The organism is Nucisporomicrobium flavum (genome assembly GCF_016464385.1).
GTDB lineage: Bacteria > Actinomycetota > Actinomycetes > Mycobacteriales > Micromonosporaceae > Actinoplanes > Actinoplanes flavus_A.
In genome coordinates, this window is the sequence record NZ_JADMLH010000010.1 from 7593 (window position 1) to 22976 (window position 15384).

Annotated in this window: 14 protein-coding genes; 8 read left to right on the forward strand and 6 right to left on the reverse strand. The window is 73.6% G+C overall.

What is annotated here, in order from left to right:
• Positions 1-71: 71 nt before the first annotated feature.
• A complete protein-coding gene (locus IT780_RS23335) occupies positions 72-1451 on the reverse strand; it encodes a glycosyl hydrolase family 18 protein (protein WP_199513779.1) in 1380 nt (459 codons plus the stop codon).
• A 148-nt stretch (positions 1452-1599) separates the two neighbouring features.
• Here IT780_RS23335 and gltX point away from each other — a divergent pair, with 148 nt between their 5' ends.
• Positions 1600-3009 carry a glutamate--tRNA ligase gene (gene gltX, locus IT780_RS23340; RefSeq protein ID WP_199513780.1) on the forward strand — a complete coding sequence of 470 codons (1410 nt, stop codon included), beginning with the start codon at positions 1600-1602 and terminating at the stop codon, positions 3007-3009.
• A gap of 313 nt (positions 3010-3322) precedes the next feature.
• On the forward strand, positions 3323-4036 hold the full coding sequence (locus IT780_RS23345; RefSeq protein WP_307831333.1) for a hypothetical protein: 714 nt from the start codon (positions 3323-3325) through the stop codon (positions 4034-4036).
• Between the two features lie 7 nt (positions 4037-4043).
• On the opposite strand, the gene IT780_RS23350 is transcribed toward IT780_RS23345, so the two are convergent.
• The 4 genes from IT780_RS23350 to IT780_RS23365 form a co-directional block, all read right to left on the reverse strand.
• The gene (locus IT780_RS23350) at positions 4044-4808 is read right to left on the reverse strand and encodes a hypothetical protein (RefSeq protein WP_199513781.1); all 765 of its coding nucleotides are present in this window, start codon (positions 4806-4808) and stop codon (positions 4044-4046) included.
• Positions 4805-5284, reverse strand: coding sequence for a sigma factor-like helix-turn-helix DNA-binding protein (locus tag IT780_RS23355; RefSeq protein ID WP_199513782.1), 480 nt, complete (start codon positions 5282-5284; stop codon positions 4805-4807). Before IT780_RS23355 ends, IT780_RS23350 begins: the two co-directional genes overlap by 4 nt.
• Before the next feature lie 48 nt (positions 5285-5332).
• Positions 5333-5950, reverse strand: coding sequence for a TetR/AcrR family transcriptional regulator (locus tag IT780_RS23360; RefSeq protein WP_199513783.1), 618 nt, complete (start codon positions 5948-5950; stop codon positions 5333-5335).
• A gap of 79 nt (positions 5951-6029) precedes the next feature.
• Positions 6030-6275 (reverse strand): hypothetical protein, encoded by a 246-nt coding sequence (locus IT780_RS23365; RefSeq protein WP_199514067.1) that lies wholly within the window; start codon positions 6273-6275, stop codon positions 6030-6032.
• A gap of 221 nt (positions 6276-6496) precedes the next feature.
• Between IT780_RS23365 and IT780_RS23370 the strand changes: the two genes are divergently transcribed.
• The 6 genes from IT780_RS23370 to IT780_RS23395 all read left to right on the forward strand — a co-directional run bounded on the left by IT780_RS23370 (position 6497) and on the right by IT780_RS23395 (position 13155).
• On the forward strand, positions 6497-7690 hold the full coding sequence (locus tag IT780_RS23370) for a PucR family transcriptional regulator (protein ID WP_199513784.1): 1194 nt from the start codon (positions 6497-6499) through the stop codon (positions 7688-7690).
• Between the two features lie 165 nt (positions 7691-7855).
• The gene (locus IT780_RS23375; RefSeq protein ID WP_199513785.1) at positions 7856-9028 is read left to right on the forward strand and encodes an acyltransferase domain-containing protein; all 1173 of its coding nucleotides are present in this window, start codon (positions 7856-7858) and stop codon (positions 9026-9028) included.
• A gap of 29 nt (positions 9029-9057) precedes the next feature.
• Positions 9058-10008: a beta-ketoacyl-ACP synthase III gene (locus IT780_RS23380; protein ID WP_199513786.1), complete on the forward strand. Its 951-nt coding sequence runs from the start codon at positions 9058-9060 to the stop codon at positions 10006-10008.
• A gap of 53 nt (positions 10009-10061) precedes the next feature.
• On the forward strand, positions 10062-10304 hold the full coding sequence (locus IT780_RS23385) for an acyl carrier protein (protein WP_023359558.1): 243 nt from the start codon (positions 10062-10064) through the stop codon (positions 10302-10304).
• 1 nt (position 10305) lies between these two features.
• Positions 10306-11532: a beta-ketoacyl-ACP synthase II gene (gene fabF, locus IT780_RS23390; RefSeq protein WP_199513787.1), complete on the forward strand. Its 1227-nt coding sequence runs from the start codon at positions 10306-10308 to the stop codon at positions 11530-11532.
• Between the two features lie 210 nt (positions 11533-11742).
• Entirely contained in the window at positions 11743-13155 is a 1413-nt protein-coding gene (locus IT780_RS23395; RefSeq protein ID WP_199513788.1) for an acyl-CoA carboxylase subunit beta, read from the forward strand.
• A 326-nt stretch (positions 13156-13481) separates the two neighbouring features.
• Here the strand turns inward: IT780_RS23395 and IT780_RS23400 are convergent, their stop codons facing one another.
• Positions 13482-15221: a glycoside hydrolase family 3 protein gene (locus IT780_RS23400; RefSeq protein ID WP_199513789.1), complete on the reverse strand. Its 1740-nt coding sequence runs from the start codon at positions 15219-15221 to the stop codon at positions 13482-13484.
• Positions 15222-15384 lie beyond the last annotated feature (163 nt).

Sequence of the window (15384 nt, forward strand, 5' to 3'; positions counted from 1 at the left end):
CGGGGGGGGGGGGGGTTTGGGGGGGCGTGCCCCGGGGGGGGCGGCTCGCGCCCCGGCGCCCCCCCCCCCCGTTACGGCAGCGTCCAGCGCTGGTTCGCGCCGGCGAAGCAGTCCCAGATCTGCAGCCGGGTGCCGTTGGCCGAGCTGTTGTTCGACGCGTCGAGGCACCGGCCGCTCGACGGGTTGCGCAGCGTCCCGTCGCCCTGCGCCTGCCACGTCTGTGCGCCCGTACCGTTGCAGTCGTAGATCTGCACCAGCGAGCCGTTGGCCGTGCCGGCCGCGGCCACGTCCATGCACTTGCCGAGCGCGCGCAGCGTGCCGTCGGCACCGACCGTCCAGGTCTGCGCGGCCGTGCCGTTGCAGTCGTAGAGCTGCACCGCCGTGCCGTTGGCCGACGAGGCCGCGGCGATGTCGACGCACTTGCCGGCGATCCCGGTGATCCGCCCGGTGCGCCCCGACGGCGGGTTGGTCGGCGGGTTGGTGCCGCCGGTCGCGGTCGCGTAGATGGCGCTGACCAGGGAGTTCGCGCCGGTGGCGTCCTGTGACAGCTCCCAGTTCATGATGCCGCCGGCGTTCGCCATGGCCCACTGGGTCTTGCGCCGGATCGTCGGCAGGCCGTTGTAGCACTCGTTGACGCCGTTGATGGTCGCGCAGTCCTGGTTGGCGAAGGCCGGGTTGACCGCGACGATCTCCGCGTACGTCTTGTAGCCGGGCCGGCTGTAGAACGGCACGCCCAGCACCGCCTTGGAGGCCGGCAGGCCGCGGCCCTTCCAGAAGTTGACGCTGGCGATCGACCAGTCGTAGTTGGCGTGCGGGCTGCCGCCGTCGTACGCCATAATGTTCAGCCAGTCGACGGCGTTGAAGACGGCCGGCTGCACCCCGTTCGCCGTGCCGCCCTCGGAGACCACCGCGGCGGTGAGCAGCTTGCCTTGGGCGTGCAGGGCGTTGCCGAGCTGCTGCATGAGCGCGGTGTAGTTGTTCCCGGAGGTGCCGGGGTCGGGGTATTCCCAGTCGATGTCGATGCCGTCCAGGTTGTACTGGCCGACGACGCCCATCACGGTGTTGACGAAGGTCGTGCGGGTGCTCGCGCTGCCCGCCATCGCCTCGAAGCCGGAGTCGTTGCCGTCGTTCCAGCCGCCGATGGCCAGCGAGACCTTGACGTTGTTCTGGTGGCCGAGCGACACGAGCTGCGACAGCTTCGACGTGTTCTCGATCGGCTGCAGGGTGCCGTTCGCGTTGGGGAGCGCGAAGGCGTAGTTGATGTGGGTGAGCTTGCTGTACTGGATGCTCGTGACGCTGCCGGCCCAGGACGGCATGTAGCCGACGCTCCGGAAGTTGTTCGGCAGCACCGCCGCCTCGGAGGTGCCCTGGACGGCCAGCGCGGTGACGAGACCGCCGGCGGCGACCACGAGGGCGGCCGCGGCCGAGGCGATTCTTCTTCTCTTTGCCATGGGGTGGGGACCTTCCTGTCCGGCGTGGGGGCGCCGTGGGCACGACATCGGGCCGGGAAATCTTAAGAAGCCTTACTAACAGTCGTCAATATAAGTCGTGAAGAAAGGCCGCCGGAAACCTCGTCGCGGGGGGCCGTAGGCTTGGGCCGTGACTGTACGAGTACGCTTCGCCCCTTCTCCGACCGGAATGTTTCACGTCGGCGGCGCCCGCTCGGCGCTGCAGAACTGGATCTACGCACAGCAGACGGGCGGCACGTTCGTCCTGCGGATCGAGGACACCGACGCGGCCCGCAACCGGCCGGAGTGGACCGAGGGCATCATCTCCGCACTCGACTGGATCGGCATCGAACGCGGTGCCTACGAGGGTCCCTACTTCCAGTCGGCGTACGCGAGCGACCACACCGCCGCGGCCACCCGGCTGTACGGCGAGGGCCGCGCGTACTACTGCGACTGCACCCGCGACGACGTCGTGGCGCGTACGGGCAACACCCACACCGGCTACGACGGCTTCTGCCGGGAGCGCGCGCTCGGGCCCGGCGAGGGTCGCGCGCTGCGGTTCCGTACGCCGGACGAGGGCGAGACCGTGGTGGTCGACCTGGTCCGCGGCGAGCCCACGTTCGACAACAAGCTCATCGAGGACTTCGTCATCGCCCGCAGCGACGGCTCGGCGGTCTTCCTGCTCGCCAACGTGGTCGACGACATGACGATGGGCATCACCCACGTCATCCGCGCCGAGGAGCACCTGCCCAACACCCCCAAGCAGCAGCTGCTCTGGGAGGCGCTGGGCGTCAAGCCGCCGGTGTGGGGACACGTGCCCGTCATCGTCAACGAGAAGCGCCAGAAGCTGTCCAAGCGCCGCGACAAGGTGGCGCTGGAGTCGTACCGCGACGAGGGCTACCTGGCCGCCGCCATGCGCAACTACCTGATGCTGCTCGGCTGGGCGCCCAGCGGTGACCGGGAGATCGTGCCGTGGCAGGTCGTCCTCGACGAGTACCGGCTCGAGGACGTCAACCACTCCCCCGCCTTCTTCGACGTCAAGAAGCTGCGGGCGTTCAACGGCGAGTACATCCGCGCGCTGTCCGCCGAGGAGTTCGCGGCGGTGTGCGCGCCGTGGCTGGGCGGCACCGACACGATCGCCGCCCCGCCGTGGGACCCGGCGAAGTTCGACGCCACGGTGTTCGCCGCCGTCGCGCCGCTCGCGCAGACCCGCATCGCCGTGCTCAGCGAGATCGTCGACTACGTCGACTTCCTCTTCCTCGACGAGCCCGTCTCCGACGAGCAGTCCTGGAACAAGGCGATGAAGGAGGGCGCGGCCGAGATCCTCGACGCCGCGGCCGCCGCCTTCGGCGCCCTCGAGGAGTGGACGGCCGACCCGCTCAAGGCCGCCCTGGAGCGTGTCGGCGAGGAGCGCGGGCTCAAGCTGGGCAAGACCCAGGCGCCGGTCCGGGTCGCCGCGACCGGGCGTACGGTCGGCCTGCCGCTGTTCGAGTCGCTCGAGATGCTCGGGCGCGAGCGCACCCTCGCCCGGCTGGCCGCGGCCCGGGCGAAGCTCGGCTGATTCCTTCGTGACCATTTCGGTATGCGCGCACCGGGAAACCGGTGCGCGCGTCCCTCACCAGGCAACTCTTTCGCCCCGGGCGTGCGTCTTGACGGTATGACCGTCAGCAGCACGGGTGACCTTGGCCAGCGGCGCTTGCAGGCGCTGGGTACTATTCGCGCGCCGATCAGCAGTCGCTGTTCACTCTCGCCGCCGATTTCCGATAGCTCGAAAAGGCCGCCCGCCGGGATGCGGGCGACTGGATCTGCGAGGAAGCTGTGAGAACGCACGCACGGCGCGGCAATGTCCATCACGCAGGCGGGGGAGGCCGGACGTGGCTCGAGGTTTGATCACGCGGCGCTGGACCGCGACCGGCGTGCTCGCCGCGGCGCTCGCGTTCGGAGCCGGGCTCGCGCCAGGTGTCGCCCACGCCGCACCGGCGCCGGTGACCGCCTCGGTCCTGCAGGAGGACTCCAGCTCGGCGGCGCCCAAGGCGGGTGCGAAGCCGACGGCCGTGCAGATCGCCGGCAAGGTGCCCGGCGGCAAGATCGTCGTTCAGCAGGCCGACCGGCGCGACCTGTTCCAGCGCCTGCTCAGCGAGGTCAACTGGCTGGCCTCGGCCACGCCGACCACGACCAAGCCCAAGGCCGACAAGCTCGGGCCGAAGTACACGATCGTCGTGCTGGTCAAGGACAAGGCCGCCCAGCAGTACGACCTCTACCCGATGGCCGCCGGCGGCCCGCGCGCGTACCGGCCGGCCAAGCAGCCGACCGGCAAGAAGGCGGCGGGCTGGTTCTACGGCCGGCTCACCATGTCGGAGTCGCTGCGCATCGCCGGCGTCCCGCTCAAGGAGAAGCCGGACGTGGTCAGCGGCGGCATCGGCGGCGGGGTCGGCGAGGAGGTCGACTCCGAGGAGCTCGACCCGCTCGCGGTCGGCAGCGACGTGCTCAGCCAGATGCGCCAGCTGTTCCTGCTCAACGGCGCGGTGCTGCTGGTCGTGCTGATCGGGCTGGGTGGCGTGGCATACCTGATCCGCCGCCGGGTCTGACCCCGGCTCAGCCGGCCGGGCGCACCGGCACCCGCAGCACCGGGCAGGCGAGCGCCGGGGCGTTGCACCGCTCCCCCAGGCCGAAGGCGTCCGGCAGCCGCGGATCGGTCGCGGCCTGCGCCACCTCCCGCGCCGTCAGCGGCGGCTTGCCACGTTCGGCGTCGCCGGTGCCGCGCTCGCCCGTCGCCTGCACCACCACCGTGCGCCCGTCCACGACCCGGCGGGCGATCACCTCGTTGACCTGCCAGTCCCTGTCCTCGCGCGCGGAGTAGCGGGCGTACTCGACGCCGGCGCGGGTCCGGTCCGGCTGGGCGCAGGCGTCCGGGTCGGCCAGCACCGGCAGGCACAGCCCGGCGGGCGCGTCGTAGACGGCCACCTCGATCATGCCGTGCGGCCCGCCGTTCGCGGTCAGGACGGCGTACTGCCGCCAGCCCGGCCCGGACGCCGGCTGCCGCGGCACGATCCGCAGGTCCCGGGCGTCCACCGGGCCGCTGAGCACCCGCAGGACCGGGTCCAGCACCGCCGACGGGCGCGGCTGGGCGACCGGCACGGCGGCGGCCGTACGCGGCTTCGGCCCGGGCAGCAGGACCGTCGTGAGGGCGTACCCGAGGAGCACGACGATCAGCACGACGGCCAGGCCGGCCAGGATCACCACCCGGACGCGGCGGCGGCGCAGCCGGTCGGCGCGGCGGACGATGTCGTCGACGGCATCGCCGATCGGCGGCTCGGCCGCGCAGGCGCGCTCGAGGACGCTGGTCATGGCCGCGCTCACGCCGTCACCGCCGGCCGGGTGATCCGCAGCAGGTCGGCGAACGCGGCCAGGCCCTCGGCCTCGTACTCGGTCACCTTCGTGGCGTCGAGGCCGAGCACCTCCGCGGTGTCGACCACCGCGAGATGGCAGAAGTGGTGCAGCACCAGGACCGCGCGGCACTTGGGCGACAGCCGGCGCAGAGCGTCGAGCACCAGCACCGTGAAGACGTCACCCATCCCGGCGTCGGCGTCGGCCGCACCGCGCTCGCCCGCCTCGCTCGGCGCGACGAAGACGTGCTCGCGGCGCCCGTGCGACGGCTTGAACGCGGCCATCAGGTCGCCGTACGCCCACAGGTCCGGATCCCCCACGTCGGGGGCGGTCAGCGCCCGGGCGAGCGTGGCGCGCGCCAGCTCACCGGCCTGCGCCCAGTCCCCGCACATCAGGAAGGCCGCCCGGCGCAGGTGGGCGTAGCGCTGGGCCACGTACTCCTCGGTCATTTGCACCTTTATAGGGCACAACGGCGGGACCGCGCGGCGGAACGGGGGTCACGCGACCCGGACGGTGACCTCCACGAGCCGGATGAGGTCCTCGAGGTCCGCGTCGAACTCGGCCGCGTCGTCCGCCGGCTGCGCGTCGCCGGCCGCGTCGTCCGCGGGTTGCGCGTCGCCGGCCGCGTCGTCCGCGGGTTGCGTGCCGGCGGCCGCCGGGAGCCCGCCGGTGACCTCGCCGGTCGTGTAGCCGAGCAGGAAGGCGCAGATCATCCGGGTCAGCCGGGGCACCTTGTCCGCGGGCACGCCCGCGTCGTGCAGCGTCGCGTGCAGGGCCGCGGTCAGCCACGAGCCGCCGGGTGAGGGACGGTTCAGGATCAGCGGGTACGCCCGCGGGTGCCGCCGGGACAGGCCGCGTACCGCCCGGCCCAGGGCGCGCAGCCGCTGCCGCCAGTCGATGCCCGACGGGTCGTCGCCGTACGCGCTGCCGAGCTCCAGGTGCAGCAGGTCGACCAGGCCGTCGAGCAGGGCGTCCTTGCCGCCGACGTACGGGTAGAGCGCCATCGAGGTGAGCCCGACCCGTTCCGCCACCGCCCGCATGGACATCGCACCGAGGCCCTGCTCGTCGACGAGGGCGAGGGCCTGGTCGAGGATGAGCCGTCTCTTGTCGTCCACGGCCCCACGGTGTCCGGGCGCCGGGCGCCTGTGGTGGCGGACGCGCCCGGCAGTCACCCCCTGGGGTGAGAAGTCGGCATCAGCACCAGCGGCCGGGGGGACGTCCGCGGCCGGCGGCGCGACGGCGGGGGCGTACCGCGCCGTGCAGGTGGGCGCCGGCCCAGCCGCGCAGCTCGGAGCGGCAGCCCACCCGGTGCGGGACCTCGTCGGCGGGCTCGTCGCCGGTGGACGCCACGGCGAGGACGGCGGCGTCGGACGTGGGCGCCGAGCCGTCCTCCGCGGCGTCGTGCTCCGCGTCGGGGCGTACCCCCTCGTGGTCCTTCATGTCGTGCCTCCCCTCCTGACGTTGCCGGTCACCTGATCGGCACCGCGGCGCCCGGCTTGACCCTCGCGGGTGCCGGTCCTCGCGGCGCTAGGACGACACCCTGCCAGGTCACCGACCGAAATCGCGGGGAGGGCACACCGCGATAACGGACAAATTTCCGCAAACAACTCAGGGCGGCGGTCCGCGGCGCCGGCCCGGGCGGTCCCTGACATGCTGGTCGGATGGCAGCGGACGGCAACTCCACGGGTACGGCGAAACGCCCCCTGGCCGCCACCCTGCGCCGGGTCGAACGCAACGCCGGCGCCCTGGCCTCGGCGAGCGTGGCCCGGATGGACGAGACGCTGCCGTGGTTCCGGGCGCTGCCCGCCGACCAGCGTTCGTCGATCATGCTCGTGGCCCAGGCCGGCGTCCGGTCGCTGGTCGAGTGGCTGCGCTCGGGCGGCACCGCGGCCGGCACCCAGGAGATCTCCGACGAGGTCTTCGCCGCCGCGCCGCGCGCCCTGGCCCGGTCGATCACGCTGACCCAGACCGTCCAGCTGATCAAGGTCACCATCGACGTCGCCGAGTCCGAGGTGGCCAACCTGGCCGCGGCCGGCGAGGAGGGTGCGCTCACCGAGGCCATCCTCAAGTTCTCCCGGGAGATCGCGTTCTCCGCCGCCCGGGTGTACGCCCGCGCCGCCGAGTCCCGCGGCGCGTGGGACGCCCGCCTGCAGGCCCTGCTCGTGGACGCGCTGCTGCGCGGCGACTCCTCCGACGTGCTGGCCAGCCGGGCCGCCGCGCTGGGCTGGGCGGACGCCCCGCCGGTGGCCGTCGTGGTGGGCCGCTCCCCCGGCGGGGACCACACCGCCGTGCTGCACAGCGTCTACCGGGCGGCCCGGCGGGCTCGGGTCGAGGTGGTCGGCGGGGTGCACGGCGACCGGCTGGTGGTGGTGATGGGTGGCGCCGCTGACCCGCTCGCGATCGCCGGGCAGCTCGCCGCCGCCTTCGGCGAGGGACCGGTCGTGGTCGGGCCCGCCGTACCGTCGCTCGACAACGCCACCGAGTCGGCCCGCGCGGCGCTCGCCGGCTTCCGCGCCGCCCAGGCCTGGCCCGGCGCGCCCAACCCCGTCGCGGCCGACGCCCTGCTGCCCGAGCGAGCGCTGGCCGGCGACGCCGAGGCGCGGCGCACGCTCAAACACGATGCGTACGGCGCCCTGGTACGCGCCGGCGGCGGACTGCTGGAGACGCTGGACGCCTTCTTCGCCGCGAACGGGGTGTTGGAGAGCGCCGCCCGTGAGCTCTTCGTGCACCCCAACACAGTGCGGTACCGTCTCAAGCGCGTAGCCGAAGTGACCGGGATGTCCCCTCTGGACGGGCGGGACGCGTTCGCGCTGCGGATGGCCCTCATCCTCGGCCGGCTGGACCCTGCGAGCTAAGTCACGCCAACGAGCGGCCCGCGAATACGTGGCGGCAGCCCCCGCAAATACCCACGAACAGCCACAAAGCCTGGGGTGCTTTGTAGGAACCCCACAACGCGGGTCGTAGGGTTTGGTCTCCCGCCGCACCCGCGGAACCCTGCCTCATCCGGAAGAGTCGAGGACGTGCTCGCCGTACTCTCACCCGGCCAGGGTTCCCAGAAGCCCGGCTTCCTCTCACCGTGGCTGACCCTGCCCGGCACCGCGGCGCGCCTGCGCTGGTGGTCCGCCCTCGCCGGCGTCGACCTGCTCCACCTGGGCACCGAGGCCGACGCCGACGAGATCAAGGACACCGCGCGCACCCAGCCACTGCTGGTCGCCGCCGCGCTCCTCGCCGGTGAGCATCTGCCCCTGCACGACGTCGGCCTGGTCGCGGGGCACAGCGTCGGCGAGCTGGCCGCGTCCGCGCTCGCCGGGGTGCTGCCCGCCGAGGCCGCGATCACCCTCGCCGGGGTGCGCGGCCGCGAGATGGCCGCCGCCTGCGCCCTCGAGCCGACCGGCATGAGCGCCGTCCTCGGCGGCGACGCCGACACGGTGGTGGCCGCCATCGAGCAGCACGGGCTCTACCCCGCCAACCGCAACGGCGCCGGGCAGATCGTCGCCGCGGGCGCCGTGGACGCGCTCGCCAAGTTCGGCGAGGAGCCGCCCGCCGGTTCCCGGGTGCGGCCGCTGGCCGTCGCGGGCGCCTTCCACACGCCGTACATGGCACCGGCCGAGCAGGCGCTGGGCGCGGTCGCCGGCGGCGTCACCGTCGCCGACCCGGCCCGCATCCTGCTGTCCAACCGCGACGGCGCCGCCGTCGCGCACGGCCGGGAGATGCTGCAGCGCCTCGTCCGCCAGGTCACCGCCCCGGTGCGCTGGGACCTGGTGATGCGCACCCTGCGCGACCTGGGCGTCACAGGCATCGTCGAGCTCCCGCCCGCCGGCACCCTCGCCGGGCTGGTCAAGCGCGAGCTCAAGGGCGACAACGCCCCCGAGATCGTCACCCTCAACACCCCGGACGACCTGCCCGCGGCCCGCGACCTGATCGCCCGGCACGGCGTGACGCCCAGCCTCGAGCCGGCCCCGCTGTTCCGGGTCGCGGTGGCCACCGGCGCCGGCGTGTTCCGGCCCGCCGAGGGCCTGGCCGAGGGCGACGACGTCCGCGCCGGCCAGGTCATCGGGCACGTGGCGACCCGGCAGGGTCCCGTCGAGATCGCCGCGCACGCGGCCGGCGTGCTCGTCGAATGGCTCGCCCACGACGACGACCCGGTGGCGCCGGGCCGGCCCGTCGCTCGCATCGGCGGGCACCAGGAGTGACACCCCCGCTCGCGACCGAAGGAGCAACCATGACCGCGGGTTCCCGCATCGTCGCGATGGGCCACTACCAGCCCTCGCGCGTCGTCACCAACGACGACCTCGCCCGGATCATCGACACCAACGACGCGTGGATCCGCGACCGGGTCGGCATCGCCGAGCGCCGCATCGCCGACGCCGAGACGGTCGCCGACATGGCCACCTTCGCCGCGGAGAAGGCCCTGGCCGGCTCCGGGCTGACCGCCGCCGACATCGACATGGTCGTCGTCGCCACCTGCTCGTCCGAGGACCGGTGCCCCAACGTGGCCACCCGGGTCGCCGCCAAGCTGGGCGTGGCCGCGCCCGCCGCCTTCGACCTCAACACGGCCTGCTCCGGTTTCTCGTACGCGCTGGGCACCGCCGACCACGCCATCCGCGCCGGTGCGACCCGGAACGCGATCGTGATCGGCGTCGAGAAGCTCTCCGACCTGACCGACTGGACCGACCGCAGCACCGCCGTGCTCTTCGGCGACGGCGCCGGTGCCGCGGTCGTCTCGGCCGTGCCCGAGGGCCAGGAGCCCGGCGTCGGCCCGGTGCTCTGGGGCTCCGTGCCGGACAAGGGCGACGTGCTGCGCATCGAGGGGTGGCAGCCGTACATCAAGCAGGAGGGCCAGATCGTCTTCCGCTGGGCGACCACCGCGCTCGCCCCGCTGGCCCTGCAGGCGTGCGAGCGCGCCGGGGTACGCCCCGAGGAGCTGGCCGCCTTCGTCCCGCACCAGGCCAACACCCGCATCATCGACGGCATCGTGAAGCGCCTCGGCCTCGGCCCGGACGTCGTCATCGCCAAGGACCTCGTCGAATCCGGCAACACGTCCGCGGCGAGCATCCCCCTGGCCCTGTCCAAGCTGGTCGAGCGGCGGGAGGTGCCCTCGGGCGCCCCGGTGCTGCTCTTCGGCTTCGGCGGCGGCCTCACGTACGCCGGGCAGGTCGTCCGCTGCCCCTGAGGCAGCCGTCCGCCCGTCGAGCAGTCCCCACCACCGAGAGGAACCATCGAACTATGGCTACCCGCGCAGAGATCACCTCCGGCCTCGCCGAGATCCTGGAGGAGGTCGCCGGGGTGAACCCCGACGACGTCGCCGAGGAGAAGTCCTTCACCGACGACCTGGACGTCGACTCGCTGTCGATGGTCGAGGTCGTGGTGGCCGCCGAGGAGAAGTTCGGCGTCAAGATCCCCGACAACGAGGTCCAGAACCTCAAGACCGTCGGCGACGCCGTGTCCTTCATCGAGGCGAATCACTGACATGAGCAGCACAGACGTCGTCGTCACCGGGCTCGGCGCGACGACCCCGCTGGGCGGGGACGTCGCGTCCACCTGGGACGCCATGCTCGCCGGCCGCTCCGGGGTGGGTCCCCTCACCCAGGAGTGGGCCGCGCAGCTGCCCGTACGCATCGCCGCGGAGCTCGCCGTGGACCCGTCGGAGGTCCTCGAGCGGGTACGCCTGCGCAAGCTCGACCGCTCCGAGGCGATCGCGCTGATCGCCGCGAAGCAGGCGTGGGCCGACTCCGGCCTGGCCGACTCGGGCCTCGACCCCGAGCGGCTCGCCGTCAGCTTCGGCAGCGGAATAGGGGGTGCGCAGACCCTGCTCAACCAGGACGACATCCTGGAGGCCTCCGGGCCGCGCCGGGTCAGCCCGCACACCGTGCCGATGCTCATGCCCAACGGCCCCGCCGCCTGGGTCGGCATCGACCTCGGCGCGCAGGCCGGCGTGCACTCCATGGCCAGCGCCTGCGCCACCGGCGCGGAGGCGCTCTCCCTGGGCCTCGACATCATCCGCTCCGGCCGCGCCGACGTGGTCGTCGCGGGCGGCACGGAGGCGGTCGTGCACCCGCTCCCGATCGCCGGTTTCGCCTCGATGCGGGCCATGTCGACCCGCAACGACGACCCGGAGAGGGCGTCCCGCCCGTGGGACAAGGGCCGCGACGGCTTCGTCCTCGGCGAGGGCGCGGGCGCGCTGGTGCTCGAGCGCGCCGACCACGCGGCCGCGCGTGGCGCCACCGTGTACGCCCGCCTCGCCGGCGCCGGCATCACCTCGGACGGCTACGACATCGTCCAGCCGGACCCGGAGTGCCGTGGCGGCATCCGCGCGATGAGCCGGGCCATCCGCGACGCCGGCCTGACCGGCGCGGACATCGTCCACGTCAACGCGCACGCCACGTCGACCCCGGTCGGTGACATGGGCGAGATCAAGGGCATCCGGGCCGCCATCGGCGACCACCCGCTGCTCACCTCGACCAAGTCGATGTCGGGCCACCTCCTGGGCGCGGCCGGCGCCCTCGAGTCCATCGCCACGATCCTGGCCATCCGCGACTCCGTGGTGCCGCCGACGATCAACCTGGACGACCCGGACGACCGCCTCGACCTCGAGGTGGCCGCCCACAAGGCCCGCCCGCTCGAGATCGCCGCGGCGATGAACAACTCGTTCGGCTTCGGCGGCCACAACGTGGCGCTGGTCTTCACCCGCGTCTGACGCCCGGTCCGGCTGCGGCCCCACCCCTGCGGTGGGTCCGCGGCCGGCGCGGCTCAGTCCTTGTCGGGCGCGACACCTCGCCCGGGTTCTCTCCGGCGCGATCGCTCGCTCAGTTCTTCTCCGGCGCGACGCCTCGGCCGGTTCCTCTCCGGCGCGACGCCTCGGCCGGTTCTTCTCGGGCGTGACCTTTCGCCCCGCTTGGAGTGCGCCGTGACCACGACTTCCCCGTCGGCCGGCCCCGAGGTCGCCGACCACCGCGACCCGGAGACGCGCCTGCGGGCGCTCTTCGACCGTGGCACGCTGCGCCTGCTCGCGCCGAAGGACGACTCCGGCGTGCTGTACGCGCGGGGCGACGTCGACGGCACGCCCGCGATCGCGTACGCCTCCGACGGCACCCGCATGGGCGGCGCGATGGGCGTCGAGGGCTGCCGGCACATCGTCGACGCCATCGACACCGCCGTCCGGGAACGCGTACCCGTTCTCGGCCTGTGGCACTCCGGCGGCGCCCGCCTCGCCGAGGGCGTGGTCGCGCTGGACGGCGTCGGCCAGGTCTTCGCCGCGATGGTCCGGGCCTCCGGGCGCGTACCGCAGATCTCCGTGGTGCTCGGCCCGGCCGCGGGCGGTGCGGCGTACGGTCCGGCGCTCACCGACATCGTCATCATGAGCAAGGGCGGCCGCATCTTCGTGACCGGCCCCGAGGTCGTCCGCAGCGTCACCGGCGAACAGGTCGACATGGAACGGCTGGGCGGCCCGGAGCCGCACGGCCGCCGGTCCGGCGTCGTGCACATCACGACCAAGGACGACGACGACGCGTACGGCCAGGCCCGGAAGCTGACCGTGCTGCTCGGCCACCAGGGGCGCCTCAGCCCCGCCGACGTCACCCACGACCGGGACCTGGCCGCCACGATGCCGGACCGGCCCACCCGCGCGTACGACGTGAAGCCCGTGGTCGCAGCGCTGCTCGACGAGCCGGGTGTGGAACTGCACGGCCGCTGGGCCCCGAACGTCGTCACCACCCTGGGCCGGTTCGCGGGCCGTACGGTCGGCGTCGTCGCGAACAACCCGCTGCGCCTCGGCGGCTGCCTGGACGCGGCCAGCGCCGAGAAGGCGGCCCGCTTCGTGCGGATGTGCGACTCGCTGGGCGTACCGCTGATCGTGCTGGTCGACGTGCCCGGCTACCTGCCCGGCCTCGGCCAGGAGTGGGACGGCGTGGTCAGGCGAGGCGCCAAACTCCTGCACGCCTTCGCCGAGTCGGTGGTGCCGCGGGTGACGCTCGTGACCCGCAAGGCGTACGGCGGCGCGTACGTGGCCATGAACTCCCGCGCCCTGGGCGCGACGGCGGTCTTCGCCTGGCCCACAGCCGAGATCGCGGTCATGGGCGCGAGCGCCGCCGTGACAATCCTGCACCGCAGAAAGCTGGCGGCCGCCCCGCATGACGAGCGGGAGGCGTTGCGCGAGGCCCTGGTGGAGGAGCAGACGAGGACGGCGGGCGGCGTACACCGGGCGCTGGAGATCGGCGTCGTGGACGACGTCATCACGCCGGAGCAGACCCGCCACCGGATCGCGGAAGCCCTGGCAGCGGCCCCGGCCGCGCGCGGCACCCACGGCAACATCCCGCTCTGACCCCGGCCCACGGGTCGCCGGTCGCGCATCGCCCGGACGCCGGGCTGCTCTTGCCCAGGCGCCGGGCTGCTCTTCGCCCAGGCCCGCGGGCACGTCCCAGCCGCTCCGGGCCGCCCTCACCTGCCCATCTGCGTGTGCACGCCCGCCCATCTGCCTGTGCACGCCCGCCCATCTGCCTGTGCACGACGCCGGACCGGCGGCCGTGCGGCTCCGGCTGCCCGGCACGCGCAGCGCGGTTCGGGCGAGGCGCTGCCCGGCACGCGCAGCGCGGTTCGGGCGAGGCGCTGCCCGGCACGCGCAGCGCCTTGCCCGGGACGCCGCGGGTGCTATTTCCTGCAGGCGCTGCGGGGCAGCTTGCCTGCCTGCACCGGTGAACGACCCGGCGCCTTCGCTTTGCCGGCGAGGACCGCCGCCAGCGCGTCCAGCGACAGCCGGCTTGACGAGTACGTGGCCACGAGCGTGGGTGATTTCGCCGCCGCCAGCAGGGCCGGCGTGTCCATGCTCACCGTCACCGCCGCGTCGGGGCTCAGGTCGGTGGTGTGGTCCCCGTACCCGATGAGGTGCACGACCGTGCCGCCCGCGGCCTGGACCGGGACGCCGGCCTGCTGCAACGCCTCGACCAGCCCGGTGCGCGCGGTCTCCCGGCCGCCCGAGGCGGTGACCGTGACCGGGCCGGTGACCAGCGGGCCGGAGCAGCGGCCCTTGAGGACCGTCACCGCGGCGGCGTCGGCGGCGAGGACCGCCTTGCGGTGCTCGGGCGACTCCAGCACGGACAGGTCCGGCTGGGGGCGCTCGGAGCGGAACTTCAGGGTCAGGATCCGGGTGACCGCCTCGACCAGCCGCTCCCGCTTGAGGCTCCCGTTCTGCAGCCCGGCGAGGATGCCGTCGCGCGCCGCGGTGATGTCCGGCGGCATGAGGAGCATGTCGTTGCCCGCGTTGAGGGCGCGCACGGCCGCTTCCCCGGCCGGCCACTTCATCGCCGGAGCCATGTTCATGGCGTCCGTGACGGCGACGCCGGTGAACTTGAGTCGCCCGCGCAGCACATCAGTCATGATCTTGTGAGAGAAGGTCGCGGCGACGCCCTTGTCCAGCGCCTCCACGTCGAGGTGGCCGGACATCACCACGGCCACGCCCGCGTCGATGCCCGCGGCGAACGGCGGCCGGTCCTCGCGCTCCCACTGCGCCGGACTCTGCCGCACGATCGGCAGGTCGTCATGGCTGTCACCGGTCGTGTGCCCGTGCCCCGGAAAATGCTTCAGCGCCGCGGAAACCCCGCCGCCCTGAATTCCGCGTACGGCGGCGCGCACCTGAGCGGCGTTCGCGGCCGGATCGGCGCCGTAAGAACGCGAGCCGATGACAGAACTGCCCTGCGCCCCGAGCGTGTCGGCGACGGGCGCGAAGTCCAGGTTGATGCCCATCGCCGCCAGCTCCTGCCCGGCGGCGTGCCACGCGGCCTGGGTGAGCGGGGGCCGGCCCGCGGCGCCGAAAGCCATCGCGGACGGGAGTTGCGTCGCACCGGTCCGCACCCGGGTGACCACGCCGAACTCCTGGTCCGTACCGATCAGCAGCGGCGCACCCCCGGGCAGCCGCCGCGCCGCCGCCTGCAGCCCGTCGGTCAGCGCGCGGACCTGCTGCGGGTTGTCCACGTTCGTGGCGGGATTCGTCGCACCGGTCGGGTCGCCGGCCGTGAACCCGACGAGGATCACCCCGCCGAGCCCGAACTTCGCCACCATCTCGGCGGGCGTGTTCACCCCGGCCAGCTTCTGATTGCCGGCCGCGGCGGCGCCGTCGACCCGGTCGGCGTTGTCACCGTACGCATAAGGCATGAGCACCTGCCCCGCGAGGCCGGCGTCGCTCAACGTCCGCACGGTCTCGCGCGCCCGGGTGGCGGGGTCGCCGGTGGGTATCGGGGCGACGCCGGCCGCGCTGGGCGCCGGCAGGCTCGGCGACGGCGCGGCGACAGCGGAGGCGGGCGGTGGCGTGGGCGCGTCACTGCCGCACCCGGCCAGGATCAGAGCCAGGGGTACGGCCACAGCAACGGAGAGCGCCCTATTCACGGGGGCCATTGGATCAGCTTCGCCCGAACATCGACAAACCGGCCCTGTGGATAACTTCTGCCATACGCGAGGCGGGGGTGAACGCGCCAGAGTGGGCGGCGCGGAGTGAGCCGGCCGGGGTGAGCCGCGCGGGGGTGAGCCGGCCCGGGTGGGCTGGCCCGGGTGGGCCGGA